This window comes from Kitasatospora sp. NPDC054939, assembly GCF_053610105.1.
The window spans coordinates 1-26,745 of sequence record NZ_JBSGXP010000065.1 but is presented as its reverse complement, the minus strand read 5'-3'; the positions used below and the strand labels follow the sequence as shown (position 1 = coordinate 26,745).

At 73.4% G+C, this 26,745-nt stretch carries 24 protein-coding genes; 18 read left to right on the top strand and 6 right to left on the bottom strand.

The window, feature by feature from the left end; genetic code table 11:
* The first annotated feature begins 5 nt into the window (after window positions 1-5).
* From ACWGB8_RS19950 to ACWGB8_RS19905, 10 genes are all read left to right on the top strand, one after another.
* The gene (locus tag ACWGB8_RS19950; protein WP_452214841.1) at window positions 6-1,466 is read left to right on the top strand and encodes a catalase; all 1,461 of its coding nucleotides are present in this window, start codon (window positions 6-8) and stop codon (window positions 1,464-1,466) included.
* Window positions 1,467-1,734: 268 nt separating this feature from the next.
* Complete coding sequence (locus ACWGB8_RS19945) at window positions 1,735-2,514, top strand: IclR family transcriptional regulator (protein WP_452214840.1); 780 nt, start codon at window positions 1,735-1,737, stop codon at window positions 2,512-2,514.
* Window positions 2,515-2,733: 219 nt separating this feature from the next.
* Window positions 2,734-3,624, top strand: a complete 891-nt coding sequence (locus ACWGB8_RS19940) for a metal-dependent hydrolase (RefSeq protein WP_452214839.1) — start codon at window positions 2,734-2,736, stop codon at window positions 3,622-3,624.
* A 63-nt stretch (window positions 3,625-3,687) separates the two neighbouring features.
* Entirely contained in the window at window positions 3,688-4,776 is a 1,089-nt protein-coding gene (locus ACWGB8_RS19935; protein WP_452214838.1) for a PDR/VanB family oxidoreductase, read from the top strand.
* 11 nt (window positions 4,777-4,787) lie between these two features.
* On the top strand, window positions 4,788-5,648 hold the full coding sequence (locus tag ACWGB8_RS19930) for a M24 family metallopeptidase (protein ID WP_452214837.1): 861 nt from the start codon (window positions 4,788-4,790) through the stop codon (window positions 5,646-5,648).
* Window positions 5,645-7,360: an SDR family oxidoreductase gene (locus tag ACWGB8_RS19925; RefSeq protein WP_452214836.1), complete on the top strand. Its 1,716-nt coding sequence runs from the start codon at window positions 5,645-5,647 to the stop codon at window positions 7,358-7,360. Before ACWGB8_RS19930 ends, ACWGB8_RS19925 begins: the two co-directional genes overlap by 4 nt.
* Before the next feature lie 77 nt (window positions 7,361-7,437).
* On the top strand, window positions 7,438-7,647 hold the full coding sequence (locus ACWGB8_RS19920; protein WP_452214835.1) for a type II toxin-antitoxin system VapB family antitoxin: 210 nt from the start codon (window positions 7,438-7,440) through the stop codon (window positions 7,645-7,647).
* Entirely contained in the window at window positions 7,644-8,060 is a 417-nt protein-coding gene (locus ACWGB8_RS19915) for a PIN domain-containing protein (RefSeq protein WP_452214834.1), read from the top strand. The genes ACWGB8_RS19920 and ACWGB8_RS19915 overlap by 4 nt, the downstream gene beginning before the upstream one ends.
* Before the next feature lie 88 nt (window positions 8,061-8,148).
* Window positions 8,149-8,361 (top strand): cold-shock protein, encoded by a 213-nt coding sequence (locus ACWGB8_RS19910; protein WP_452214833.1) that lies wholly within the window; start codon window positions 8,149-8,151, stop codon window positions 8,359-8,361.
* A gap of 93 nt (window positions 8,362-8,454) precedes the next feature.
* Complete coding sequence (locus ACWGB8_RS19905; protein ID WP_452214832.1) at window positions 8,455-8,751, top strand: hypothetical protein; 297 nt, start codon at window positions 8,455-8,457, stop codon at window positions 8,749-8,751.
* Between the two features lie 22 nt (window positions 8,752-8,773).
* Here the strand turns inward: ACWGB8_RS19905 and ACWGB8_RS19900 are convergent, their stop codons facing one another.
* The 5 genes from ACWGB8_RS19900 to ACWGB8_RS19880 form a co-directional block, all read right to left on the bottom strand.
* Window positions 8,774-10,006 carry an XdhC family protein gene (locus tag ACWGB8_RS19900; protein WP_452214831.1) on the bottom strand — a complete coding sequence of 411 codons (1,233 nt, stop codon included), beginning with the start codon at window positions 10,004-10,006 and terminating at the stop codon, window positions 8,774-8,776.
* A gap of 83 nt (window positions 10,007-10,089) precedes the next feature.
* A complete protein-coding gene (locus ACWGB8_RS19895; RefSeq protein ID WP_452214830.1) occupies window positions 10,090-11,571 on the bottom strand; it encodes an NCS2 family permease in 1,482 nt (493 codons plus the stop codon).
* Between the two features lie 230 nt (window positions 11,572-11,801).
* A complete protein-coding gene (pucD, locus tag ACWGB8_RS19890) occupies window positions 11,802-14,162 on the bottom strand; it encodes a xanthine dehydrogenase subunit D (RefSeq protein WP_452214829.1) in 2,361 nt (786 codons plus the stop codon).
* Entirely contained in the window at window positions 14,159-14,647 is a 489-nt protein-coding gene (locus ACWGB8_RS19885) for a (2Fe-2S)-binding protein (protein WP_452214828.1), read from the bottom strand. Before ACWGB8_RS19885 ends, pucD begins: the two co-directional genes overlap by 4 nt.
* On the bottom strand, window positions 14,644-15,531 hold the full coding sequence (locus ACWGB8_RS19880) for an FAD binding domain-containing protein (protein WP_452214827.1): 888 nt from the start codon (window positions 15,529-15,531) through the stop codon (window positions 14,644-14,646). The genes ACWGB8_RS19885 and ACWGB8_RS19880 overlap by 4 nt, the downstream gene beginning before the upstream one ends.
* A gap of 426 nt (window positions 15,532-15,957) precedes the next feature.
* On the opposite strand from ACWGB8_RS19880, the gene ACWGB8_RS19875 reads away from it, so the two are divergent.
* Window positions 15,958-17,604 carry a PucR family transcriptional regulator gene (locus tag ACWGB8_RS19875; RefSeq protein WP_452214826.1) on the top strand — a complete coding sequence of 549 codons (1,647 nt, stop codon included), beginning with the start codon at window positions 15,958-15,960 and terminating at the stop codon, window positions 17,602-17,604.
* On the opposite strand, the gene ACWGB8_RS19870 is transcribed toward ACWGB8_RS19875, so the two are convergent.
* Window positions 17,548-18,756 (bottom strand): alpha/beta hydrolase, encoded by a 1,209-nt coding sequence (locus tag ACWGB8_RS19870; RefSeq protein ID WP_452214825.1) that lies wholly within the window; start codon window positions 18,754-18,756, stop codon window positions 17,548-17,550. The two genes, ACWGB8_RS19875 and ACWGB8_RS19870, sit on opposite strands and share 57 nt — an antisense overlap.
* Window positions 18,757-19,061: 305 nt before the next feature.
* On the opposite strand from ACWGB8_RS19870, the gene ACWGB8_RS19865 reads away from it, so the two are divergent.
* The 7 genes from ACWGB8_RS19865 to ACWGB8_RS19835 all read left to right on the top strand — a co-directional run bounded on the left by ACWGB8_RS19865 (window position 19,062) and on the right by ACWGB8_RS19835 (window position 26,668).
* The gene (locus ACWGB8_RS19865; protein ID WP_452214824.1) at window positions 19,062-20,087 is read left to right on the top strand and encodes a substrate-binding domain-containing protein; all 1,026 of its coding nucleotides are present in this window, start codon (window positions 19,062-19,064) and stop codon (window positions 20,085-20,087) included.
* On the top strand, window positions 20,084-21,115 hold the full coding sequence (locus ACWGB8_RS19860; protein ID WP_452214823.1) for an ABC transporter permease: 1,032 nt from the start codon (window positions 20,084-20,086) through the stop codon (window positions 21,113-21,115). The genes ACWGB8_RS19865 and ACWGB8_RS19860 overlap by 4 nt, the downstream gene beginning before the upstream one ends.
* Complete coding sequence (locus ACWGB8_RS19855; protein WP_452214822.1) at window positions 21,112-21,918, top strand: ATP-binding cassette domain-containing protein; 807 nt, start codon at window positions 21,112-21,114, stop codon at window positions 21,916-21,918. The genes ACWGB8_RS19860 and ACWGB8_RS19855 overlap by 4 nt, the downstream gene beginning before the upstream one ends.
* Window positions 21,915-23,021 (top strand): ROK family glucokinase, encoded by a 1,107-nt coding sequence (locus ACWGB8_RS19850; protein ID WP_452214821.1) that lies wholly within the window; start codon window positions 21,915-21,917, stop codon window positions 23,019-23,021. The genes ACWGB8_RS19855 and ACWGB8_RS19850 overlap by 4 nt, the downstream gene beginning before the upstream one ends.
* Before the next feature lie 133 nt (window positions 23,022-23,154).
* Complete coding sequence (gene ggt, locus ACWGB8_RS19845) at window positions 23,155-24,948, top strand: gamma-glutamyltransferase (protein WP_452214820.1); 1,794 nt, start codon at window positions 23,155-23,157, stop codon at window positions 24,946-24,948.
* A 162-nt stretch (window positions 24,949-25,110) separates the two neighbouring features.
* Window positions 25,111-25,914, top strand: a complete 804-nt coding sequence (locus tag ACWGB8_RS19840) for an exodeoxyribonuclease III (protein WP_452214819.1) — start codon at window positions 25,111-25,113, stop codon at window positions 25,912-25,914.
* A gap of 163 nt (window positions 25,915-26,077) precedes the next feature.
* The gene (locus ACWGB8_RS19835) at window positions 26,078-26,668 is read left to right on the top strand and encodes a hypothetical protein (protein ID WP_452214818.1); all 591 of its coding nucleotides are present in this window, start codon (window positions 26,078-26,080) and stop codon (window positions 26,666-26,668) included.
* The last annotated feature ends 77 nt before the right edge of the window (window positions 26,669-26,745 follow it).

Here is a 26,745-nt window from a genome sequence, read left to right as displayed (position 1 = left end):
CCTCCATGCCCAAGATCCTGACCACGGAGTCCGGCGCCCCGATCGCCGACAACCAGAACTCGGCCTCGGCCGGCGAGTACGGCCCGCTGCTCATCCAGGACCAGCAGCTGCTGGAGAAGCTCGCCCGCTTCAACCGCGAGCGCATCCCGGAGCGCGTCGTGCACGCCCGCGGCTCCGGCGCCTACGGCTACTTCGAGGTCACCGACGAGGTCTCGCAGTACACCAAGGCCGCCTTCCTCTCCGAGGTCGGCAAGCGCACCGAGCTGTTCCTGCGCTTCTCGACCGTGGCCGGCGCCCTCGGCTCCAGCGACGCCGTCCGCGACCCGCGCGGCTTCGCGGTGAAGTTCTACACCGAGGAGGGCAACTACGACCTCGTCGGCAACAACACCCCGGTGTTCTTCATCAAGGACCCGATCAAGTTCCCCGACTTCATCCACTCGCAGAAGCGCGACCCCTACACCGGCATCCAGGAAGCCGACAACGTGTGGGACTTCTGGGCCCACTCGCCGGCCTCCACCCACCAGATCACCTGGCTGTTCGGCGACCGCGGCATCCCGGCCTCGTACCGCCACATGAACGGCTACGGCTCGCACACCTACCAGTGGGTCAACGAGCAGGGCGACGCGTACTGGGTGAAGTACCACTTCAAGACCAACCAGGGCATCCGCAGCCTGGACGGCGGGCAGTCCGCCGAACTGCTGGGCGCCGACGCCGACTCGCACCAGCGCGACCTGCACCAGGCCATCGACCGCGGGGTGTTCCCGTCCTGGACCCTCTACGTCCAGCTGATGCCGGTCGCCGAGGCCGCGGACTACCGCTTCAACCCCTTCGACCTCACCAAGGTGTGGCCGCACGCCGACTACCCGCTGGTCAAGGTCGGCCGCCTGGTGCTGAACCGCAACCCCGAGAACGTCTTCGCCGACGTCGAGCAGTCCGCGTTCTCGCCGAACAACTTCGTGCCCGGCATCGGCCCGTCGCCCGACAAGATGCTCCAGGGCCGCCTGTTCGCCTACGCCGACGCCCAGCGCTACCGCCTCGGCGTCAACCACACGCAGCTGCCGGTGAACGCCCCGCGCGCCACCGAGGCCAACAACTACGGCCGCGACGGCTTCCACGCCGCCAACAAGTCCGGCCGCGGCAGGAACTACGAGCCCAACTCGTACGACGGCCCGGCGCAGACCGACAGCCCGCTCGCCGCGGCCTCCGCGGTCAACGGCCACACCGGCACCTACACCACGCCCGCCCACACCAAGGACGACGACTTCTTCCAGGCCGGCGAGCTGTACCGGCTGATGTCGGCCGGCGAGAAGACCCGCCTGATCGACAACATCGCGGGCTTCCTGGCCCAGGTGTCCCGCGACGACGTCGTGGAGCGGAACCTCGCCCACTTCCACGCCGCCGACGAGGAGTACGGCGCCCGCCTGGAGGCGGCCGTCACCAAGCTCCGCTCGGGCGACGAGGGCTGAGCGACGACAGCCGACCGACCCACCCTCAGGTCACCGGGGCCCGCACCCCGGTGACCCCGGCCGGGCCGTTCCCCCCTGGGCAGTGGGGGAGCGGCCCGGCCGCGTGCTGTCGCCTCCCGGGGCCGGTGGGGCGCCCGCGGCGCCCGGCCTCCGCCCGCCCGCACGGTACCTGCACGAATATCCGCCGAGCGGCAACCCGCCGGGCCCCCGGTGGCTAGGCTGGAGGGGACCGCACCGGTTCCGCGTGCGGGGGACGGAAGGGGAGGACATGTCGACACCGGCCTCGGGTCGCCACGCCACGCTGGACCAGGGCCAGCCCGGTCCGCTCACCTCCCTGCAGCACGCCCTCAGACTCCTGGAGGCCGTCGACCGGCACCCCAACGGCGCGACCCTGGTCTCCCTCGCCCGGGAGACCTCGCTCGGCCTGCCGACCGTCCGCCGGCTCGCCGAACTGCTGGAGATCGAGGGGTACCTGCAGTGCCAGGACGGCGCCTGGGTGCTCGGCGGCACCTTCGCGCTGCTCGGCCAGTACAACCGCGAGCAGCTGGTCCGGGTCCGGCTCAACCAGAAGCTCACCGAACTGCGCGACGAACTGGGCGCCGCGGTGTACTTCAGCCGCTACCACGACGGCGAACTGTCGGTGGAGGCCGTCTCCGCCGCCGACCACGCACCCGCCGTCCAGGAGTGGGTGGACTTCCGGGCCACCGCGCACGCCAGTGCGATCGGCAAGTGCCTGCTCGGCCAGCTCGACCACGACGCCCGCCGCGACCACCTCTCCCGCCACCCGGTGGCCCGGCTCACCTCCCGCACGGTCACCGACACCGACCAGCTGATGCACCGCCTGGAGCGCCAGCCCGCCACCGTGCCGGTGCTGGACATCCAGGAGTACGCGCTCGGCACGGTCTGCGCGGCGGTGCCGGTGACGGCCGGGAACACCGTCGGCTGCCTGGCCACCTCGATGCCGGTGGAGAACGCCCACCGGCTGAAGGCCGCCGCCGAGCTGCTGGCCGCCCGGGCCGCGCCGCTGATGCTCGCCATGGCGGTCTGAGCCGGCGCCCCGCCGCCGTCGCGCGCCGTACCCGCACCCCGAGCCCCGCACCCCGAGCCCCGCCCTTCCGAGGGCGGGGCTCCGGCATGTCCGGGCACCCGTGCGGGCACGCTATTAGACGCAATGTCGATAAGAACCGCCGAAACCCTTGTGGCCCGGCCTACCCGCGAGTACGTTTCCCGGAGTCGAGCTGCCACCCGCAGGTCAGGAGGCCCCCTCATGCCCACCCCCGCCCCCACCCCCGTGCACCGCGACCTCGTCCTCGAACCACGGGACGTCCACTTCGACTGGTCCCGCCTCCCGCTGCACTGGATCCCCGACGAGCCGATGGCCACCCACACCATCAACGTCCTCCACCTGCTGCTCCCCGAGGGCGAGCGCTGGTTCGTCACGGTCTTCAAGGACGCCCTCCCGCTGATCACCGACGAGCAGCTGCGCGAGGAGGTGCTCGGCTTCATCGGCCAGGAGGCCATCCACGCCGAGGCCCACCAGGAGGTCCTCGACCACCTCCTCGGCCAGGGCCTCGACCCCCGTCCCTACGTCCGGCAGGTCTCCTGGCTCTTCCGCCGCATCCTCGGCGAGAAGCCCGGCCTGACGCCCGCCCAGCGGCGCGAGAACATCATCGAACGGGTCGCCTTCGTCGCCGCCATCGAGCACTTCACCGCCTTCCTCGGCAACTGGGCGCTCAACTCCCCGGGCCTCGACCGCGCCCAGGCCGACCCCACGATGCTCGACCTGCTGCGCTGGCACGGCGCCGAGGAGGTCGAACACCGCAGCGTCGCCTTCGACCTGATGGTCCACCTCGACCCCGGCTACCTCCGCCGGGTCCGCGGCATGCTGGTCTCCGGCCCGCTGCTCGTCCACCTCTGGGTGCGCGGCGCCCGCTTCCTGCTCGCCGCCGACCCCACCCTCGACGGCCGCATCCGGCCCACCTGGCGCGAGGCCCACCGGATCTCCCGGCGCGGCATGCTGCCCGACCCCGTGCAGTCCCTCCGCTCCGGCCTGCGCTACCTGCGCCGCGGCTACCACCCCACCCAGGAGGGCTCCTCCAGCCAGGCCCTCGGCTACCTCGCCGCCTCCCCGGCCGCCCGCGCCGCCGCCTCCCGGTAGCGCCGCAACCCGCGCCGCCGCCCGCCAGTGCCGCCACCCACCAGAACGGGGACCACCGCACCGATGGACCTGCACAATCCGCCCCCCGACCTCTACGGCCGGCCCGGCCCCGACCGCTTCCTGCGGCGCCTCACCGCCTTCGGCGACCGCTACACCCCCGCCCTCGGCCGCCCGCTGCTGCGCCGCAACCCGCGCCGCCCCGCGGCCCGGCCGACCCCGCCGCTGCAACTCGTCGTCACCGCCCGCCGCGACCTCTGCACCGACGTCGTCGAACTGCGCCTCGCCGACCCATCCGGCGGCCCGCTCCCCGGCTGGCAGCCCGGCGCGCACCTGCGCCTCACCCTGCCCTCCGGCCGCCGGCGCCACTACTCGCTCACCGGCGACCCCGCCGACCGCACCGGCTACCGGATCGCCGTCCGCCGGCTGCCCGACGGCGGCGGCGGCTCCACCGAGATCCACGACGCCCTGCACCCCGGCAGCCGGCTCACCGCCCGCCGCCCCCGCAACGGCTTCGCCTTCTGCGGCGAACCCGCCGTCCTGCTGCTCGCCGGCGGCATCGGCATCACCCCGCTGCTGCCCGCCGCCCACGAGGCCCACCGCCTCGGCCTCGACTGGCGGCTCGTCCACACCGGCCGCACCGCCGACACCCTCCCGTACGCCGACGAACTGCGCGCCCTGGACCCGCACCGGGTCCGGCTGCGCACCGACGACGAGCACGGCGGCCCGCCCACCGGCGCCGAACTCCTGGCCGACGCCCCGCGCGGGGCCGCCGTCTACTGCTGCGGCCCGGCCCCGATGCTCACCGCCGTCCAGCGCGCCCTGGACGCCTCGCCCGCCACCGCCCTGCACTTCGAGCGCTTCGGCGCCGCCCCGGTCACCGGCGGCAGCCCGTTCCGGCTCGGACTCGGCACCGGCGGACCCGTGTTGGACGTCCCCGCCGACCGATCCGCCCTCGACGTGCTGCGCGAGGCCCGCCCGGACCTGCCGTACTCCTGCCGACAGGGCTTCTGCGGCACCTGCGAGGTCGGGCTGGTGGCCGGCACCCCCGAGCACCGCGACCGCCGGCTGACCGCCGAACAGCGCGCCGCCGGCGCGCTGCTGCCCTGCGTCTCCCGAGCCGCCGAGGGCGAGACCCTCGTCCTCGACCTGTGAGGAGCCCCGCCGTGGCGACCACGCCCGCCTTCCGCTGGACCGACCGCGACCTCGACCGCTTCCGCGAGACCCAGCAACTCGCCTACCACTGCGCCGAACAGGTCGCCGCCTGGATCGAACCCGGCGTCACCGAGCGCCAGGCCACCGCGAAGCTGCGCCGCTGCCTGGTCGCCGCCGGCGTCCAGGACTTCTTCCACGTGCCGTTCGCGTGGTTCGGCGACCGCACCGCCTTCCGGCACTTCCACACCCCGCTGCAGTTCTTCGCCGGCAACCGCCGGCTGGAGGAGGGCATGCCGTACGTCCTCGACTGCGCCCCCGTCGTCGACGGCTACACCGCCGACATCGGCTACGGCGGCAAGGTCGGCGAGAACCCCGTCTGGGACCGGCTCGCCGCCGACCTGCGGGTCTACCGCGAACTCATCCTCCGGGAGGTCCGCGCCCGCCGGACCCTCGACCAGGTGTACGCCGCCGTCGACGCCCAGATCGCCGAGCACGGCTACGACAACCGCCACCGCGTCTACCCCGGCCGGGTCATCGGCCACCAGGTCACCCGGACCACCGCCCGCGGCCCGGCCGGCGTCAACCTCTTCGGCTTCGGGGTGCGCACCCTCCAGACCCTCGGCCGGGAGCTGATCAGCGAGCGCCTGCACGGCCGCTCCCCGCTCTGGGCGGACGGCCGGGCGTCCCGGCACGCCCCCACCCCGGGCCTGTGGGCGGTCGAACCACACATCGGCTTCCGCTCGGTGGGCATCAAGTTCGAGGAACTGCTCGTGGTCACCGACTCACCCGACGACGAGTACGGTGGCGCCTACTGGCTGGACGACGACCTGCCGCACGTGCGGCGCTGGACCGCCCTGGAGGAGGCCGTATGACCACCCGCCGCATCGTGCAGTCCGGGGGAGTCCCGCTCGCCGTGTACGAGGAGGGCGACCCGGCCGCCCCCACCGTCCTGCTGGTGCACGGCTATCCGGACACCCACGCGGTCTGGGACGACGTCGCCGCGGACCTGGCCCGCGACCACCACGTGGTGCGCTACGACGTCCGCGGCGCCGGCGCCTCCGGGGCCCCGGCCGGCCGCCACGGCTACCGGCTGGAACAGCTCGCCGCCGACCTCTTCGCCGTCGCCGACGCCGTCAGCCCCGACCGCCCGGTGCACCTCGCCGCCCACGACTGGGGCTCGCTGCAGTCCTGGGAGGCCGTCACCGCGCCCGGCGCCGAGGCCCGCATCGCCTCCTACACCACCATGTCCGGCCCCTGCCTCGACCACATGGGCCACTGGCTGCGCGAGCGCTACCGCCGGCCCACCCCGCGCCACCTCAGGCAGCTGCTCACCCAGGGCCTCTCCTCCTGGTACATCACCGCCTTCCACCTGCCCTGGCTCGCCCCCGGCATCTGGCGGCTCGGCCTCGCCCGGGCCTGGCCCCGGGTGCTGCGCGACCTGGAGGGCGTCACCCCGCGCCCCGGCCACCCGCAGCCCACCCTGCGGCAGGACGCGGTGCGCGGCATCGAGCTCTACCGGGCCAACATGCGGCCCACCCTGCGCAACCCGCGCGAACGGCCCACCGAGGTGCCCGTCCAGCTGGTCACCCTCACCGCCGACCACTACGTCGCGCCGTTCCTGTCCGAGGGCCTGGAGCGCTGGGTGCCGCGGCTGACCCGCCGCACCCTGCACGCCACCCACTGGTCCGCACTGCTGGAGAAGGGGTCCACCGTGGCCGGAATGATCCGCGAGCACGCCGCCCGCACCGAGGCCGGCCTGGGCGCGGCCCGCCACGACGACGGCCGGCTCGTCGTCGTGACCGGCGGCGGCAGCGGCATCGGCCGGGCCACCGCGCTCGCCTTCGCCGAGGACGGCGCCCGGGTCGTGGTCTGCGACCTCGACCTCGCCGCCGCCGAGCGCACCGCCGAACTCGCCTCCCTGATCGGGCCGCCGGCGCACGCCTACCGCATCGACGTCGCCGACGGCGCCGCCGTGGACGCCTTCGCCAAGCAGGTCGCCGCGGACCACGGCGTGCCCGACGTCGTCGTCAACAACGCCGGCATCGGCCACTCCGGCACCTTCCTGCAGACCACCGACGAGGAGTGGCAGCGCATCCTCGACGTCAACCTGTGGGGCGTCATCCACGGCTGCCGCGCCTTCGGCGCCCTGATGGCCGAGCGCGGCGCCGGCGGCCACCTCGTCAACCTCGCCTCGGCCGCCGCCTACCTGCCGTCCAAGGCGCTCACCGCCTACGCCACCAGCAAGGCCGCGGTGTTCATGCTCTCCGACTGCCTGCGCGCCGAGATGGCCGGCCACGGCATCGGCGTCTCCACCGTCTGCCCCGGCATCGTCAACACCAACATCACCCGCACCTCGACGTTCTCCGCCACCACCCCCGACCAGCAGGCGGCCAAGCAGGCCCGCGCCGCCCGGCTGTACGCCCGCCGCGGCTTCCCGCCGGAGAAGGTCGCCGCCCGGATCGTCCATGCGGTCCGCACCAACAAGCCGATCGTCCCGGTCACCCCCGAGGCCAAGGCCGCCCGCGTGCTCTCCCGCCTGGCCCCGGGCCTGCTCCGCCTCGCCGCCCGCCTCGACCTGACCTGACGGGGCTGATTCAGTGGGGCCGTGATATCGGATAGGATTGAAGTCGATATCACTGGCCCCCCGTCAGGAGGTCTCCCGTGGCCCGTACCGTGATAGACGTCAATGACGAGCTGCTCGCAGAGGCGGCCGAGATCTTCGGAACCACCACCAAGGTCGCCACGGTCAATGCGGCGCTGGAGGACGCCATCAAGCGGCGTCGGCGGGAGGAGTTCCTCGGTTGGCTCGCCGAGGGCGGCCTGCCCGACCTCACCGGCCCGGTGGAACAACCCCTGGACCGGACGGCGTGACCGGCCGCTACCTGATCGACAAATCGGCCCTGGCCCGCTACCCCAAGCCGAGCGTCCGTGCGGTGATCGAGCCGCTGCACAACGCCGGCCTCCTGGCGGTCTGCGGCGCCGTGGAGCTGGAGGTGGTGCACAGCGCCCGCTCCAAGGCGGACGCCGACCGGATCAGGGAGGGCATGCGCGGCTTCGACTGGCTCGCTACGCCCGGCGAGGTGTGGGACCGGGCTGTCGAGGTCCAGGCCATGCTGATCGCCGCCGGCAACTGGCGGGCCCTCTCGGTGCCCGACCTCGTCGTCGCCGCGACCGCGGAGCGGCACGGAGCGACGGTCCTGCACTACGACGGCGACTACGACATGATCGCCGCGGTCACCGGCCAGCCCACGCGGTGGGTCGTCCCCGCGGGGACGGCGGATTGACCGGGCGGCCGGGCGTGTCCCGGGGATCGGGCAGCGGCGTTTGGTACTCCTGGGGCGTTCACGTCCACGAGACACGGAGGAGGCCGCCATGGCGACCGGAACGGTGAAGGCGTACCACGCGGACCACGGCTACGGGACGATCGCGCCGGACGGCGGCGGGCCGGAGCTGACGGTGTACTTCGACTCGATCGTCGCGGACGCCGACGGCGGGCGGCTGCTCACCGAGGGCCAGCGGGTGGAGTACGACGAGACCGAGCAGGAGCTGCGGCCGGTCGCGGAGCGGGTCCGAGCGCTGGGCTGAGCCCGTCACCCGGCTGCCGTGCCGGGATGGCCGGTGGAACGCGGCGGGGCTGCACTGGAGGGCGACAGCGTCCCCGCGGACAGGAGCAGCCCCGTGCCGGTCATCGTCTCGTTCGAGTTCTCCGACGTCACCCGCGCCCAGTACGAGGAGGCGGTCGACCGGCTCACCGGCGGTGCGGGCCTGCACGAGCCCTCGGACTGGCCGGTGCCCGGTCTGATCGTCCACGCGGCGGGGGAGACGCCGGGCGGCGGCTGGCACATCACGGACGTCTGGGAGTCGGTGGAGGCCTTCGAACGCTTCTCGGCGGTGCTGCGGCCCATCCTGGAGGAGATCGGGATGCCCACCGCCCGGCCGCTGATCTGCGAGGCGCACACCGTGGTGACCCGCTGAGCCGACCGGCGTCCGGCGCGGGTCAGGCCGCGCTGGGGGCGGCGGCCGGCTCCTCGGCGCGGGCCAGGTCGCGGTGGATCGGGCCGTCGCCGCGGCTGAGCGGCAGGCAGCTGCCGCCGCGGCGGTGGGCGACGATCTCGGCGGCGACCGAGACGGCGGTCTCCTCGGGGGTGCGGGCGCCGAGGTCGAGGCCGATGGGGGAGCGCAGCCGGGCGATCTCGGCGTCGGTGAGGCCGACCTCGCGCAGCCGGGTGTTGCGGTCGCGGTGGGTGCGGCGGGAGCCCATCGCGCCGACGTAGCCGACCGGCAGCCGCAGGGCGCGCTCCAGCAGCGGGATGTCGAACTTGGCGTCGTGGGTGAGGACGCAGATCACCGTGCGGCCGTCGAGGCGGTCCAGCTGGGAGTCGAGGTAGCGGTGCGGCCAGTCGACGACGACCCGGTCGGCGTCGGGGAAGCGCCGTTCGGTGGCGAAGACCGGGCGGGCGTCGCAGACGGTGACGTGGTAGCCGAGGAACTTGCCGATCCGCACCACGGCGGCGGCGAAGTCGATGGCGCCGAAGACCAGCATCCGGGGCGCGGGGACGTACGACTCGACGAAGACGGTGACGGTGCCCTGCCCCTCCTCGTCGCAGGGGCGCCCGTCGAGGCCGAGGACGACCCGGCCGGTGCGGCCGGCGTCCAGCATGGCCCGGGCCTCGGCGACGACCGCGCGCTCCAGGGCGAGCAGGAGGGGGCGCGCGGCGGGGGTCCCCCCGGCTGCGGCCCGGGTGGCCGGGGCCGGGAGGGCGGCGGCGGGGGAGAGCGTGCCGTGGTGGGTGTCGGCGGTGACCGCGACGGCGGCGCCGACCAGGTTCCCGGCGGGGCCGGCGACGACCCGGGCCAGGGCGACCGGGGTGCCGGAGGCGATGTAGGCGATGCCGGCGTCGATGCCGGGGTCGCTGCCGGGCACCACCGGCTGGACGAAGACGTCGAGGGTGCCGCCGCAGGTGAGGCCGACCGCGAAGGCGTCCTCGTCGCTGTAGCCGAAGCGCTCCAGCACGGGCGTGCCGGACTCGACGGCCTCGCGGCACAGCTCGTACACGGCGCCCTCGACGCAGCCGCCGGAGACGCTCCCGATCGCCTCTCCCGCCGCGTCGACGGCGAGCGCGGCGCCGGGGTCGCGGGGGGCGCTGCCGGAGACGCCGACCACCGTGGCCACGGCGAAGGAGCGGCCGGACGCGTGCCAGGCCTGCAGCTGCTCGGCGATGTCGTGCATTTCCGGTGCTCCTTGGCGCTTTCGAGGGTAACGGGAGGTGCCGCCGTACGGAGAACGATCCCCGTACGGCGGCGGAACCGCGACTAGTGCACGCCCAGCCAGTCCTTGATCGGCGTGAGGGCGAAGTAGACGACGAAGACCACGGTGAGGATCCACATCAGCGGACCGGGCTCGCGCCACTTGCCGCGGCCGGCCTTGATCGCGCAGTAGGTGATGACACCGGCGGCGACACCGGCGGTGATGCTGTAGGTGAACGGCATCAGCACGCAGGTGAGGAAGGCGGGGATGGCGACCTCGCGGTCGGCCCAGTCGATGTGCCGGGCCTGGCTCATCATCATCGAGCCGATGACGACGAGGGCGGCGGAGGCGACCTGGACCGGCACCATGCCGGCGATCGGGGTGAAGAAGAGCATCAGGGTGAAGAACGCACCGGTGACCACCGAGGCGAGCCCGGTGCGGGCGCCCTCGCCGACGCCGGTGGCGGACTCGACGAAGACGGTCTGGCCGGAGGCCCCGGCGGCACCGCCGATCGCGCCGCCCGCGCCGTCCACGAACAGGGCCTTGCTCAGACCGGGCATCCGGCCCTGCTTGTCGGCGAGCCCGGCCTCGGTGCCGACGCCGATGATGGTCGCCATCGCGTCGAAGAAGCCGGCCAGCACCAGGGTGAAGACGGCCACCGAGGCGCTGATCGCGCCCATGCCCTGGCTGCCGAAGGCGCCGAACAGGTCGACGTCGCCGAAGAGCCCGAAGTCGGGGGAGTCCACCGGGCTGCCGGGCCACTTGGGCACCTGCAGGCCCCAGACCTTGTCGTCGATCCCGGCGACCGCCGTCACGATGAACGACAGCACGGTGCCGCCGGCCAGGCCGATCAGGATCGCGCCGCGGACGTTGCGGGTCAGCAGGATGAAGATGGACAGCAGGGTGAGGCAGAAGATCAGGACGGGCCAGCCGGCCAGCTCACCGGTGGGGCCCAGCGACAGCAGCGGACCCTTGCCCTGGAAGACGAAGCCGGCCTTGTTGAGGCCGATCAGGGCGATGAAGAGGCCGATGCCGATGGTGATCGCGTGCTTGATCGGCAGGGGTATGCCGTTCATGATCTTCTCGCGGAGGCCGGAGACCACCAGGAGCACGATCAGCAGGCCGTAGATCACGCAGAGGCCCATGGCCTGCGGCCAGGTGGTGTGCGGCACGACGATCGCCGAGATGGCGCCCGAGACCGAGAGGCCGGCCGCGGCGGCCAGCGGCACGTTGCCGACGACGCCGAGCAGGATCGTGGTGACGGCGGCGGCCAGCGCGGTGGCGGTGGTCAGCTGCACGTGGTCCAGGTGGAGGCCGTTCTTGTCGGCGCCCGACAGCAGGATCGGGTTGAGCAGCAGGATGTAGGCCATCGCCATGAAGGTGGTGAGGCCGCCGCGCAGCTCGTTGCCGAAGGTCGAGCCCCGGGCCGAGATCTTGAAGTACGCGTCGACCGCGTTCCTCGGTGGTGTGGCCGAGGTCGACGTGGGGGCGTCGTCGTCGGCGGGTCTGTCTTCAGTGGTGCCGGTCTCCGTGGGGATCCGGGTCATGTCCACTCCCAAGTGTCAAAGGGGGTTGGGGTGGGCGAGCCGACCTGACAGCCAGTCAACGGAGTGGCACAGGGGGACGATTCGACTCACGGCGTGCGCAGGGTGGTGCAGGGCGCTGCAGAGCCCCGGCGTGGGAGAGGCAGCGGACTGGTGCATTGTCTTCTCGGTTTCCGTGGTGCGGTGGTGCGCCCCGGGGCGGCGGGGAAGACGGTCGCCGCCCCGGGGAGGTCTCACAGCGTGTCGGTGAGGTGCTCGGGCCGGACCGGGATCCGGTTGAGCGCCAGGCCGGTGGCGTTGCGGATGGCGGCCACGATGGACGGCGTCGCCGAGACGGTGGGGGCCTCGCCCACGCCGCGCAGCCCGTACGGGGCGTTGGGGTCGGGGAGCTCCAGGATGTCCACCGGGATCGGCGGGGTGTCCAGGATGGTGGGGATCAGGTAGTCGGTGAAGGACGCGTTGCGCACCTTCCCGTCCTTGACCACGATCTCCTCCATCACGGCGAGCCCGAGCGCCTGGGTGCAGCCGCCCTGGATCTGGCCGACGACCGACAGCGGGTTGAGCGCCTTGCCCACATCCTGGGCGGCGGTCAGCTCCACGACCTTGACGAGGCCGAGCTCGACGTCCACGTCGACGACCGCGCGGTTGGCGCAGAAGGTGTACTGGACGTGGCCGAAGCCCTGTCCGGTCTCCTTGTCGAAGGGGACGGTCGGACGGTGGTGGTGCTCCCGGGTGAGGTCGATCGCCTCGTCGCCGAGCAGGTCGACCATGGGGACCAGGACGCCGGCCGACTCCGAGACCACCTTGCCGCCGACCAGGTCGATGTCGCGGTGCTCCCAGCCGTAGCGGCGGCGGCCCTTCTCGATCAGCGCGGCCTTGACCGCCTCGGCGGCGAGCTTCACCGCGCCGCCCGTCATGTAGGTCTGGCGGGAGGCGGAGGTGGAGCCGGCCGAGCCGACCTCGGTGTTGGCGGGGTGGATCGTCACCTGCTCCACGCCCAGCTCGGTGCGGGCGATCTGGGCGTGCACGGTGACACCGCCCTGCCCGACCTCGGCCATCGCGGTGTGCACCATGGCGACCGGCTCGCCGCCGATCACCTCCAGGCGCACCCGGGCGGTGGAGTAGTCGTCGAAGCCCTCGGAGAAGCCGACGTTCTTGATGCCGACGGAGTAGCCGATGCCGCGGACGATGCCCTCGCCGTGCGAGGTGTTCGACAGCGCGCCCGGCACCTGGCGGATGTCCAGGTTCTCCAGGTCGAGCGGCGGCGGCAGCGGCATGTCCTTGACCCGCTGCAGCAGCTCGGCGACCGGGGCCGGCGAGTCGATCTGCTGGCCGGTGGGCATGTAGTCGCCCTCGGACATGGCGTTCAGCTGGCGCAGCTCGACCGGGTCCATGCCCAGCTCGACCGCGAGGCGGTCCATCTGGGTCTCGTAGCCGAACGCGGCCTGCACCGCGCCGAAGCCGCGCATGGCGCCGCAGCTCGGGTTGTTGCTGTAGAGCGCGATGGCGTGCATCCGCACGTTCGGGATCACGTACGGGCCGTGGCCGAGCGAGGCGGCGTTGCCGACGACGGCGGGCGAGGCGGAGGCGTAGGCGCCGCCGTCCAGCACGATCCGGGCGTCGGCGTAGACCAGCTTGCCGTCGCGGGTGGCGCCGTGCTCGTAGTACATCTTCGCCGGGTGGCGGTGCACGTGGCCGAAGAAGGACTCGTCGCGGGCGTAGACGATCTTGACCGGCTTGTCGGTGTGCATCGCCAGCAGGCAGGCGTGGATCTGCATCGACAGGTCCTCGCGGCCGCCGAACGCGCCACCGACGCCCGCCAGGGTGAGCCGGACCTTCTCCTCCGGCAGGCCCAGCACGGGAGCCATCTGCTGGCGGTCCACGTGCAGCCACTGGGTGGCGATGTAGAGGTCGACGCCGCCGTCCTCGGCGGGCACGGCCAGGCCGGACTCGGGGCCGAGGAAGGCCTGGTCCTGCATGCCGACCTCGTAGGTGCCCTTCACCACGACGTCCGCCAGCGCGCGCACCTCGTCGGTCACGCCGAGGCCGGAGACCAGCTTCTGCTCGTGGCAGATGTTGCCGTACCCGTGCGACTTGTACTCGTGCGGCTCGTGCACGTAGCCGTGGGTCTCGGGGTCGAGGCACTGCTCCTCGGTGGTGAGCGGGGTGAGCACCTCGTACTCGACCTTGATCTTCTTCACCGCGCGGCGGGCCGTCTCCGGGTGGTCGGCCGCGACCAGCGCGATCGCCTCACCGTGGTAGCGGACCTTGTCGATCGCCAGGGCCGGCTGGTCCTGGATCTCCAGGCCGTAGAACTTCGAGCCGGGGATGTCCTCGTGGGTCAGCACCGCCTGGACGCCGGGGACCTTCAGGGCCTCGGAGATGTCCACGGAGAGGATGTTGGCCCGGGGGTGCGGCGAGCGCAGCGCCATGCCCCAGAGCATGTCCTCGTGCCACATGTCGGACGAGTAGGCGAACTCGCCCTTGACCTTCAGCGTGCCGTCCGGGCGCAGCGGCGAGCCGCCGATGCCGTCCTTGGAGGCCTGCCGGATGTCCTGCAGGTTCTTCTGGCCCTGAATCGTTCGGGTGCTCATTCGCCTGCCCCCTCGGCAGTGCACTTGCGGGCGGAGGCGAGCCGCACCGCGTCCATGATCTTCTCGTAACCGGTGCAGCGGCAGAGGTTGCCGGAGAGCGCCTCGCGGATGTCGGAGTCGCTCGGCTGGGCGTCCTGCGCCAGCAGCGCGTCGGTCTGCACCAGCAGGCCGGGGGTGCAGAAACCGCACTGCACGGCGCCGGCGTCGATGAACGCCTGCTGGACGAGGCCCAGCTCGCCGTTCTCGTCGGCCAGGCCCTCGACGGTGCGGACCTCGCGGTCCTGCACCTGTCCGGCCGCGACCAGACACGAACAGACCGGGGTGCCGTCCAGGTACACCGTGCAGGAGCCGCACTCGCCCTGCTCGCACGCGTTCTTCGAACCGGGCAGGCCGACGCGCTCGCGCAGGACGTAGAGCAGGCTCTCGCCCTCCCAGACGTCGTCCGCCTCCACCGGCTTGCCGTTGGCGGTGAAAGTGACCCTCATGCCGCGCTCCTGATCTGCTTGCTGTAGTCGTTCCAGGTCCAGGTGAGGGTGCGGCGGGCCATCACGGCCAGCGCGTGCCGCCGGTAGTCGGCGGTACCCCGGACGTCGTCGATCGGCGAGGCGGCGGCCTTCACCAGCTCGCCGAACTTCTGGATCACCTCGGTGCCCAGCAGGTCGCCCGACTCCCACAGGCCGCGCTCGGCGAGCACGCCCTGCAGGTACTCCTCGGCCTCGACGGCGCGGCGCGGCGTGGGGGCAGCCGAACCGATACCGGTGCCGACGGTGCCGTCCTTCGGGTGAAGGGCGAAGCCGAAGGCGCAGACCGCGATGACCATCGCGTTGCGGGTGCCGATCTTCGAGAACTGCTGGGGTCCGTCGGCGACCGGGATGTGCACCGCGCGGATCAGCTCGTCGGCCTCCAGGCTGTTGCGCTTCACACCGACGTAGAAGTCGTCGATCGGGATCAGCCGGGTGCCGCGCACCGAGGCCGCCTCGACGAAGACGTCGCGCCCGGCCGCCAGCAGCGCGGGGTGCGAGTCGCCGGCCGGGGAGGCCGCGCCGAGGTTGCCGCCGACGCCGCCGCGGTTGCGGATCTGCGGCGAGCCGACCGTGTGGGCGGCCAGGGCCAGGCCCGGCAGGGGGCCGGACAGCTCGTCGATGATCCGGGTGTACGGCACCGAGGCGCCGAGCTTCACGACGCTGCCGTCGTTCTCCCACTGGGCCAGCTCGGTGATGCGGTTCAGGTCGAGAATCGCGGATGGCCGGTGCACGTCGAAGTTCATCTCGACCATGACGTCCGTACCGCCCGAGATGGGCAGCGCGGTCGGGTACTCAGCCTTCGCCGCGAGTGCCTCGTCCCAGGTGGCGGGCCGAAGGAACTCCATGCGGGTGTCTCCTCAAGTCGTCGCCTGCCGGACCGGTGGGCACAGTGCCCGGAGCTCGGTGTCCGGACCTGGCAACCGCCTCGTTGCCTCGGCGTCGTGTCCTGGTCACCTCGGTGTGTCCGACGGCGTATGGCCAGTGAACCCCTGTGACGGGGGCCACTGGGAGTCACCGATGGCATGAAGCCCCGGCTGTGGGTCGCCCCGCCATCCTGTACGTTCCTCTAAGGAGGACAATTGCGCAGCCCAGCTGTTGTCCGGGCGCTACCTACGACCGTAATCCGGCCGTGACGGCGAAGCTACGGGCCCGTGATCCGGGCGGCCGTCGGTACGTAACACCGAGCACGACTTCTCGTGCACACTGTGAGCCCCGGCTTCCCGGCCAGGGGCCCCACCCCACCCCCCCCACCCAGCCGAAGGAGTCCGCGGATGCGCGTCCGTGACCTGCTCGCTCCCGGAGCACCGCGACTGCGGCTGCTCGCGGCCGAGGACGAGCTGGACCGGCAGGTCAGCGGTGTCATGACCACGGATCTGCACGACCCGGGGCGCTACCTGCACGGCGGCGAGCTGGTGCTCACCGGCATGCTGTGGCGGACCGGCCCGGAGGACTCCGAACGGTTCGTGCGCACCATCGTGGCCGGCGGCGCCGTCGCCCTGGCCGCCGGCGAGGCCGAGGTCGGCCCCGTCCCGGAGGACCTCGTCGAGGCGTGTCGGCGCCACCGCATGCCCCTGTTGGCGGTACCGGACGACATCGCCTTCGGCACCGTCACCGAGTTCATCGGCCGGCAGGTCTCCGCCGACCGCGCCGCCGACCTCGCGGCCCTGGTCGACCGGCACCGGCTGCTGGTCTCCGCGGCCGGCGGCGGCGGCCTGGACGCTGTCCTCGACCTGCTCGGCGGCGACCTCGACCTCGACTGCTGGGTGCTCACCCCGACCGGCGCCGTGATCGCCGGACCGGCCGACAAGCTCACCGCCGAGGACCGCGACCAGCTGGTCCGCGCCCACCTCGGCGCCCAGCGCCAGCGCCGCCGCCCCCCGCACCGGGCCCGGCTGCTCACCGGCTCGTACTCGCTGCTGCCCGCCCCCGCCTCGGCCGACACCGAGGCGCCGCTCGCCGACTGGATGCTCGCCGTCGCGGGCGACGTCACCGAGTGGAGCCCCAAGCGCCAGCAGCTCGCCGAGAACCTCGCCCGGCTGGTCGCCGCCGAGCGCCAGCGCCGCGACGAGGGCCGCCGGCTGCGCCGCCGCCTCGCCGACGAGGTGCTCACCCTGCTGCAGCGCGACGCCGACCCGGCCGAGATCAGCCGCACGCTGTACGCCTCCTCGGCGATGGCCGCCCGCTACGAGACACCCGAGCCCCGCCCGCAGGTGCCGGACGGCTCCTGGCTGGTGCTCAGCGCCGACGGCACCGGCCTGCCCGAGGGCGTCGTCCGGGCGGTGCTGGAGGAGGCGCTGACCGACACCACCGACCGCGCCCTGGTCGCCGCCTCCGGCAGTGGCGCCGTGGTGGTGATGCCCGCCCTCGACAGCACCGTGCCCGCCGACACCCTGCGCGACCTGCTCGCCCCGCTGGAGGCCGGCCTGGGCTCCGAGGGCCGGATCACCCTCGGCGTGTCGGCGCCCGCCTCCGAGGCCGGCGGCCTGCGCGGCGCCCTGGAGGAGGCCCGGCACGCCCGCCGGATCGCCGCCGCCCGGGTCGGCCGGGTCTGCGTGGCCGGCCCCGAGGAGCTGGCCTCGCACGTCCTGCTGCTGGCCGCGGTGCCCGACGAGGTCCGCCGCGCCTTCCGCAGCCGGCTGCTCGACAAGGTCATCGCGTACGACATCGAGCACCAGGCCGACCTGGTCCGCACCCTGGAGGCGTTCCTCCGTTCGGACGGCTCCTGGACGCGCTGCGCCGCCCAGCTCCACGTGCACGTCAACACGCTGCGCTACCGGATCGGCCGGATCGAGGAGCTGACCGGGCGGGACCTCTCCCGGCTGGAGGACCGGGTGGACTTCTACCTGGCGCTGGAACTCGCCTCACCGTACGCCGGCGCCCCCCCCCGAGAGCTCCAGGCGGGGGCCGGGTGGATGTGACGCGAGGCCATACGGCGTGCCCGGCGTCCCCCTGGGAGCCCACGCCAAGGCGCCCGGCCGCAAAGGCTTCCAGGTGTCGCTGGCGTGCGGTCCGGTGGTCTCGACCGGGGTGACGGTGGTCGGGGCCTTGGCGGCGTCCTTCACCGCGACCGCGCCCTCGTAGCCGTCGCCCTTGTTGCCGCTCATGTAGAGCGCCACGTTCGGGGGAGTGGCGGCCTTCTTCAGGATGTTGACCGGGTTGTGGGCCTCGCGCAGGGCCGCGTCCTTGCCGGTCAGCGACTCCGGCTCGGCGGCCGGGTCGTTGTAGCCGGAGAGGCTGATGCCGGCCCGGTAGCGGTCGGGGTGGGAGACGGCCAGCTTGGTGGCGCAGTGGGCGCCCGCCGAGTAGCCGGCCACCGCCCAGCGGGCCGGGTCCGGGTCGGCCCGGAAGTTGTCGATCACCATCTGCGGGACGTCCCGGGAGAGCCACGCGTCGGCGTTGACCACGCCCGGCACGTTGGCGCAGCCGGTGTCGCGGTGCTTGTCGAGCAGCAGGGTGCGCGGCGAGACCAGGATGAACGGGGCCACCTTGCCCTGCTGCATCAGCGGCTTCAGCTGCTCGGAGACCTTCAGCGTGCCGTACCAGGTGGACGAGGAGCCCGGGTAACCCGGGATCAGCTCGACGACCGGGAACTTCCGGTCCTTGAACGCCGGGTCGTCGTACTGCGGCGGCAGCCAGACCAGCACCTCGCCGTCGACGCCGGAGACCTGGCCCTTGAGGTCGGTCTTCTTCACGTCGCCCGGCACCTTGGGGTCGTCCACGCCGCGGAACGCCTGCAGGGCCTTCGGCGGGGCCTTGGTCTCCGGCGCGGCGCCGGCGCTGCCGGAGGCGCTGGGCGCCGGGTCGGCCGTCGGGACGGGCGGCACGGCCCGGACATGGTTGCCGGTGCCGAGCAGGTCGTCCCAGCTGCCGTAGATCAGGTTGGCGTTGTTGACCATCACGAAGACCATCAGCACCGCGGTGACCTGCGAGAACAGGATCATCACCAGGCGGGACAGGATCCGCACCGGCCGCGGGCCCTTGACGCGTCCCCAGAAGAACAGCGCCACGGCGATCGAGATCGGCACGAGGATCACCGTGAGGACGAAGAAGGGGGTACCTGTCAGTTGCATCGAGTTCTCGTATCCGGGTTGCAAGCCGCCCGGGCTCCCACTTGCCCGGCCGCGCTCCATCGCATCAGACGGTACGGACCGGCGGATCGGTTGCCGTCCATATCTGAGCGGAACCTGAGAGGAACGTCACGTCCGACGCGCCGAACCGCTCCCAGGCCGGACCCATCCTGCCACCTCGTGGGCCCGCGGCCCGCCCAGCACCCGGTGATCTCCCAGGAATGCCCCGGGAGGGGCACGATACCGTCCGGACGGACGCCCGCCGAGGGCGAGGCGGTGCGATCGCACTCCCGGCGGCCAGCGAGACTATGGGGATGAGCAATACCCGCTTTCGCCCCAACCGCCGGCTCTGGCCCGCCGTCGCCGTCCTGGCGCTGGTCGCAGGCCTCGCCGGTTGCAGCAGTACCGGAGGACTCCGCGCCGAGCAGGCCCGCAGCAGGGCCGCGGCGGCCGGCGGCGCGGCCGTCGACACCCCGCGCTGGAAGGTCGCCATGGTGACCCACGCCGGTGCCGGCGACGCCTTCTGGGACACCGTGCGCAAGGGCGCCGAGCAGGCCGCCGCCAAGGACAACATCACCTTCCTGTACTCCAACGACGCCCAGACCCAGGGTCAGGTCCAGCTCGTCCAGGCGGCGATCGACCAGCGCGTCGACGGCCTGCTGGTCACCCTCGCCAAGGGCGACGCCCTCGGGGACGTCCTGCTCAAGGCGAAGGCCGCGGGCATCCCGGTCATCACCGTCAACTCCGGCCAGGAGTACTCCGCCAAGTACGGTGCGCTCACCCACATCGGGCAGGACGAGACCACCGCCGGGCAGGCCGCCGGCACCGCCCTCGCCGGGCGCGGGCGCACGAACGTGCTGTGCGTCATCCACGAGCAGGGCAACGTCGGCCAGGAGCAGCGCTGCTCCGGCGCCCGGGCGACCGCGGGCGGCTCGCTGCAGATCCTCTACGTCGACGGCGTCAACATGCCCGACGCCCGCGCCGCCGTCTCCGCCAAGCTCCAGGCCGACCCGGCGATCGACACCGTACTCACCCTCTCCGCCCCGATGGCCGCCACCGGGCTGCAGGCGATCCAGGACGCCCGGCGCGCGGTCGAGCTCGACACCTTCGACCTCAACCCCCAGGTGGTGGACGGCCTGAAGTCCGGCGGCATCGGCTTCGCCGTCGACCAGCAGCCGTACCTCCAGGGCTACCAGGGCGTCGACCTGCTCTGGCTGTACCGCTACAACCTCGACGTGCTCGGCGGCGGCAAGCCCGTCCTGACCGGCCCGCAGATCCTCACCCGGGACAACGCCGACGCGCTCGCCGCGTACGTCGCGAGGGGGACCAGGTGAGCACCACCGACGTCCTCGCCCAGGACCGCCCGGCCGCGCTGCGCCGGGCGCTGGCCCGTCCGGAACTGGGCGCGCTGATCGCGGCCGTCGCGGTGTTCCTGGTCTTCTCGGCGACCGCCGACAGCTTCCTGCGGCTCTCCTCGCTCGGCACCGTGCTGTACGCCGCCTCCACCATCGGCATCATGGCCGTCCCGGTGTCGCTGCTGATGATCGGCGGCGAGTTCGACCTCTCCGCGGGCGTCCTGGTGACCACCGCCGCCCTCACCTCCTCGATGGTCAGCTACCAGCTGACCGCGGTGACCTGGGTCGGCGTCCTGGTGTCGCTGCTGACCGTGCTCGCCGTCGGCGGCTTCAACGGCTGGATGCTCAGCCGGACCCGACTGCCCAGCTTCATCGTCACGCTCGGCACCTTCCTGATGCTCACCGGCGCCAACCTCGGCATCACCAAGCTGGTCTCCGGGACGGTCGCCACCAGGCCGATCTCCGACATGGAGGGCTTCGCCTCCTGCCGCTGGCTGTTCGCCTCCGAGATCACCGTCGGCGGACTGACCGTCAAGGCCACCGTCTGGTGGTGGCTCGGCCTGCTGGTGGTCGGCAGCTGGGTGCTGCTGCGCACCCGCTTCGGCAACTGGGTCTTCGCGGTCGGCGGCGACGCCCAGGCCGCCCGCGCGGTCGGCGTGCCGGTCGCGCTCACCAAGACCGTTCTCTACCTGGGCGTCGGCTTCGGCGCCTGGGTGCTCGGCCAGCACCTGCTGTTCTCCTTCGGCACCGTGCAGTCCGGCGAGGGCGTCGGCAACGAGCTCATCTACATCGTCGCGGCCGTCATCGGCGGCTGCCTGATCACCGGCGGCTACGGCTCGGTGCTCGGCTCCGCGCTGGGCGCCCTGATCTTCGGCATGACCAGCAAGGGCATCGTGTACGCGCAGTGGAACCCGGACTGGTTCAAGTTCTTCCTCGGGGCGATGCTGCTGCTCGCCGCGCTGCTCAACTCCTGGGTCAAGCGCCGGGCCGAGCGGGGGCCGCGATGACCGAGCTGCTCTCCCTGACGGGCGTCGGCAAGACCTACGGCTCGGTGCGCGCGCTGCGCGACGTCTCGCTGACCCTGCGGGCCGGCGAGATCAGCTGCGTACTGGGCGACAACGGCGCCGGCAAGTCCACCCTCATCAAGATCATCGCCGGGCTGCACCAGCACGACGAGGGCCGCTACACCATCGGCGGCGAGGAGGTCCGGCTGACCTCCCCGCGCCAGGCCCTCGACCGCGGCATCGCCACGGTCTACCAGGACCTCGCGGTCGTCCCGCTGATGCCCGTCTGGCGGAACTTCTTCCTCGGCTCCGAGCAGGGCCACAAGCGCTGGGGCGGCCTGCGGCTCGACGCCGACGGCATGCGCGCCACCACCCGCGAGGCGCTCGCCCGGATGGGCATCGACCTGCACGACGTCGACCGGCCCATCGGCACCCTCTCCGGGGGCCAGCGCCAGTGCGTCGCCATCGCCAGGGCCGTCCACTTCGGGGCCCGGGTGCTGATCCTCGACGAGCCGACCGCCGCCCTCGGCGTCAAGCAGTCCGGGGTGGTCCTCAAGTACGTCACCGCCGCCCGCGACGCCGGCCTCGGGGTCGTCCTGATCACCCACAACCCGCACCACGCGCACCTGGTCGGCGACCACTTCACCCTGCTGCGCCGCGGCACCGCGGTCGGCAGCCACCCCCGGGCGGAGATCGGCCTCGAACGGCTCACCACCGAGATGGCGGGCGGCTCCGACCTCGCCGAGCTGACCCACGAGCTCGCCCGCACCCAGCCCCCGACCCCCGAGGAGCGTCCGCAGCCGTGACCAGCACCGGCGGCACCACCCGGCCCCCCGTCCTGCCCACCCTGCTCGGCCTCGGCCCGCGCGCCGAGCGCCGCCGCCGCGCCCTGCCGGCGAGCATCCTGCGCCTGCCCACCATCGGCGTCGACATCGGCGGCACCAAGGTGGTCGCCGGGGTGGTGGACGGCGAGGGCCGGGTGGTGGAGAAGCTGCGCACCGACACCCCGGACAAGAGCAAGAGCCCGAAGGTCGTCGAGGACGTCATCGTCGACCTGGTGCTGCAGCTCGCCGACCGGCACGACGTCCACGCGGTGGGCGTCGGCGCCGCCGGCTGGGTCGACGCCGAGCGCTCCCGGGTGCTCTTCGCCCCCCACCTCAACTGGCGCAACGAACCGCTGCAGGAGGCGCTCGGCGAACGGCTGCGCTTCCCGGTGATCGTCGAGAACGACGCCAACGCCGCCGCCTGGGCCGAATGGCGCTTCGGCGCCGGGCGCGGCGAGGACCACATGGTGATGCTCACCCTCGGCACCGGAATCGGCGGCGCCGTCGTCCGCGACGGCTACGTCGACCGGGGCAAGTACGGGCTGGCGGGCGAGTTCGGCCACATGCAGGTGATGCCGGGCGGGCACCGCTGCCCGTGCGGCAACCGGGGCTGCTGGGAGCAGTACTCCTCGGGCAACGCGCTGGTCCGCGACGCCCGCGAGCTGGTCGCCGAGGAGTCCCCGACCGTGCAGCCGCTGCTCGCCCGGGCCGGCGGCGAGGTGGACGGCATCACCGGCCCGCTGGTCACCGAGGCCGCCCGGGCCGGCGACCCGATGGCCACCGAACTGCTGTACGAGGTCGGCACCTGGCTGGGCGTCGGCATCGCCAACCTGGCCGCCGGGCTCGACCCGGGCCGCTTCGTGATCGGCGGCGGCGTCTCCGAGGCCGGCGACCTGCTGCTCGGACCGGCCCGGGACACCTTCCGGCGCACCCTGACCGGCCGCGGCTTCCGGCCCGAGGCCACCATCGTGCACGCCGCCCTGGGCAACGACGCCGGCCTGGTCGGCGCGGCCGACCTCGCCCGGCAGGTGGCCCGCCGCTTCCGCACGATCAAGCGCCGCCGGGTGGAGCGCAGCCTGTCGTAGGGGGTGTCTGCACAGCCCCGCCCGGTCCGGCGCGACCCTGCGAGCACCCGCCGGCGCCGCCCCGCGCGGTGTGGTTGTCCTGATCATGTCTCCTGTGAAACAACGGTGCTGACGCCGACTCAGGAGGATCCGGATGAGAGCCACCGCCCGCATCGCCCCGCCCCTGCTGCTCGCCACCGCCCTGGTCTGTTCCGTCGCCGCCCCCGCCGGGGCCGCCGACGCCCCGCCCAAGGTGCCCGAGGCGGTCGGCTGGGGCGGGGCGGTGGCCAGCGTCGACGCCGACGCCACCGCCGCCGGGATCGAGGTGCTGCGCAAGGGCGGCAACGCGGTCGACGCGGCCGTCGCCGTCGCCGCCGCGCTCGGGGTCACCGAGCCGTACTCGGCGGGCATCGGCGGAGGCGGCTACTTCGTCTACTACGAGGCCGCCACCGGCCGGGTGCACACCATCGACGGCCGCGAGACCGCCTCCCGGACCGCCGACGAGACGCTCTTCCTGGAGAACGGCAAGCCGATCCCGTTCCCCGACGCCGTCACCAGCGGGCTCTCGGTCGGCGTGCCGGGCGCCCCGGCGACCTGGGAGACCGCCGTCGACCGCTGGGGCCGGCGCTCCTTCGCCGAGGCCCTCAAGCCCGCCGAGCGGCTCGCCGCCAAGGGCTTCACCGTCGACCGGACGTTCCAGGAGCAGACCGCGCTCAACCAGGCCCGCTTCAAGGACTTCCCCGACACCGCCAAGCTCTTCCTGCCCGGCGGCGCGCTGCCCGTCGTCGGCTCCACCTTCCGCAACCCCGATCTGGCCGGCACCTACCGGCTGCTCGCCAAGGAGGGCAGCCGGGCCCTCTACCGGGGCGCCCTCGCCGGCGAGATCGTCCGGACCATCCAGCACCCGCCGGTCGACCCCGCCTCCGGCCGCACCGCCCGGCCCGGCAAGGTGGACGCCGTCGACCTGGCCGGCTACCGGGTCAACGTCCAGCGCCCCACCCACGTCGCCTACCGCGACTACGACATCTACTCCATCGCGCCGTCCAGCTCCGGCGGCACCACCGTCGGCGAGGCGCTCGGCATCCTGGAGCAGACCGGCGAACTCGCCGGGCTCGGCGCCACCGAGTACCAGCACCGCTTCCTGGAGGCCTCCCGGATCTCCTTCGCCGACCGCAACCGCTGGGTCGGCGACCCGCGGTTCACCGACGTCCCGGTCCGCGAACTGCTCTCCACCCCGCACGCCGCCGCCCGGGCCTGCCTGATCCGCCCCGACCGGGCGCTCACCAGCCCGCTCGCCCCCGGCGACCCGCGCCACCCGGCCGCCTGCGCGAGCGCCGGCCCGGCCGACGCGGCCGAACCGTACGAGGGCCTGTCCACCAGCCACCTCACCGTCGCCGACAAGTGGGGCAACGTCGTCTCGTACACGCTCACCATCGAGCAGACCGGTGGCAGCGGCATCACCGTCCCCGGACGCGGCTTCCTGCTCAACAACGAGCTGACCGACTTCAGCTTCACCCCGCTCACCCCCGGGGTGCCCGACCCCAACCTTCCCGGCCCCGGCAAGCGGCCCCGCTCCTCGCTCTCCCCGACCGTGGTGCTGCGCGACGGCGTGCCCGTCCTGGCCACCGGCTCGCCGGGCGGCGCGACCATCATCACCACCACCCTGCAGGTGCTGCTCGGGCGGCTCGACCGCGGCCTCAGCCTGGTCGAGGCCATCGCCGCCCCGCGCGCCAGCCAGCGCAACGCCGCCGCCACCCAGGCCGAGCCCGGCTACCTCGCCGGGCCCGAGCGGGCCGGCCTGGAGGCACTCGGCCACGCCTTCGCCGCCACCCCCGAGATCGGCGCCGCGACCGGCGTCGAGCGGCTGCCGGACGGCCGCTGGGTGGCCGCCGCCGAACCCGTGCGGCGCGGCGGCGGCGCGGCGGCGGTGGTGCGGCCCGCCCGCTGAGGGCCGCCGGCGGGGCCCGCGGAACCGGTCCCGCCGGGCCGCGCTCGGGCCGGTCCGCGGTTCGGCGCCACGGCCGGGCTGTCGGCGCCGGGAGGTAGATTCGGGGTGGGCGTCCTGCCGGGCGCCCGCCCCCGTCCGCTCAGCCCGGGAAGGCCGCCCGCCGTGACCGTCCGCATCGCCACCTGGAACATCAACTCCGTCACCGCGCGGCTGCCCAAGCTCCTCGAATGGCTGGAGAGCGCGAAGCCGGACGTGCTCTGCCTGCAGGAGCTCAAGTGCGCCGCCGACGCCTTCCCGTTCGAGGAGGTGCGCGAGCTGGGCTACGAGACCGCCGCCCACGGCACCGGCCGGTGGAACGGTGTCGCCGTGGTCTCCCGGATCGGCCTGGACGACGTGGTCCGCGGCCTGCCCGGCCAGCCCGGCTACCTCGCCGACGGCGCCCTGCTGCCCGAGGTCGAGCCCCGCGCCGTCGCCGCCACCTGCGGCCCCGTCCGGGTCTGGTCGGTGTACGTGCCCAACGGCCGCGAGGTCGACCACGCGCACTACCGCTACAAGCTGGAGTGGCTGAAGGTCCTGCGGGACGTCGCCGCCGACGACGCCGCAGGCCCGCGCCCCTTCGCGGTCCTCGGCGACTTCAACATCGCACCCACCGACGCGGACGTCTTCGACGTCGCCGCCTTCGAGGGGCTCACCCACGTCACCCCCGCCGAGCGCGCCGCCCTCACCGCGCTCACCGAGGCCGGCCTGCAGGACGTCCTGCCCCGCCCGCTGAAGTACGACCGCCCCTACACCTACTGGGACTACCGCCAGCTCGCCTTCCCGAAGAACCGCGGCATGCGGATCGACCTCACCTTCGGCAACAAGCCCTTCGTCGAGGCGGTCACCGACAGCTACGTCGACCGCGAGGCGCGCAAGGGCAAGGGCACCTCGGACCACGCCCCGGTCGTGGTCGACCTGGATCTCTGATCCGCCGCACGGTCACTCCGGGTGACCGGCTCTCCCCCGAACGGCTCAGAGCGGTGGCCGCCCCGGGGGAGGGCTCCTAGCGTCGTGGCTGACTGGGTGTGGTTGATCGATCACGTGGACATCGGAGTCCCCGGCTGCGCCCGAGAATCCCGGAGGTTCCGGCATGCGCCCCACGCGTACGGCCGCCGCCGCCCTGATCGGCGCGACGCTGCTGACCGGCCTGACGGCCCCCACCGCGCTGGCCAAGGACGGCGCCGCCTCGGTCAGCCCGTCCCAGGCCGCACCGGGCCAGACCGTGACGGTCACGGTCTCCTGCGAGAAGTCCGACAAGCCCACCGCCAAGACCATCACCGCGAGCTCCCAGGCCTTCGAGGGCGGCCCCGCCACCCTCACCCTCGGCTCGGACGGCAAGCACACCGGCTCCGCCCGGCTCGTGGGCAAGGCCGGCGGCGACAGCAAGGTCGACGGCACCTGCCCCGACGGGGCGGCCTTCTCGACCACCGTCTCGGTCACCACGGTGACCCTGCCATCGGCCGACCAGAGCGCCGGGAGCTGGAGCCAGGCCGCGGGCGAATGGGCCGGCTCGCTCGGCCAGTCCGGCGCCGCGGGCTCCCCGCACGGCGCGATGAGCACCGGCCTCGGCGGCTCCGTCACCGAGAACCCGGCCCAGCTGGCCGGCGGCGCGGCCCTGGTGCTCGGCGGGCTCGGCGGCATCTGGCTGCTGCGGCGGCGCACCGGCAGCGGCTCGGCCTGAGGCCCCGCGCCACGCGGTGCGGGCGCCGCCGGACCCCGGGGGGGTGCGGCGGCGCCCGGGTGGCCGTGGGTCCGGGC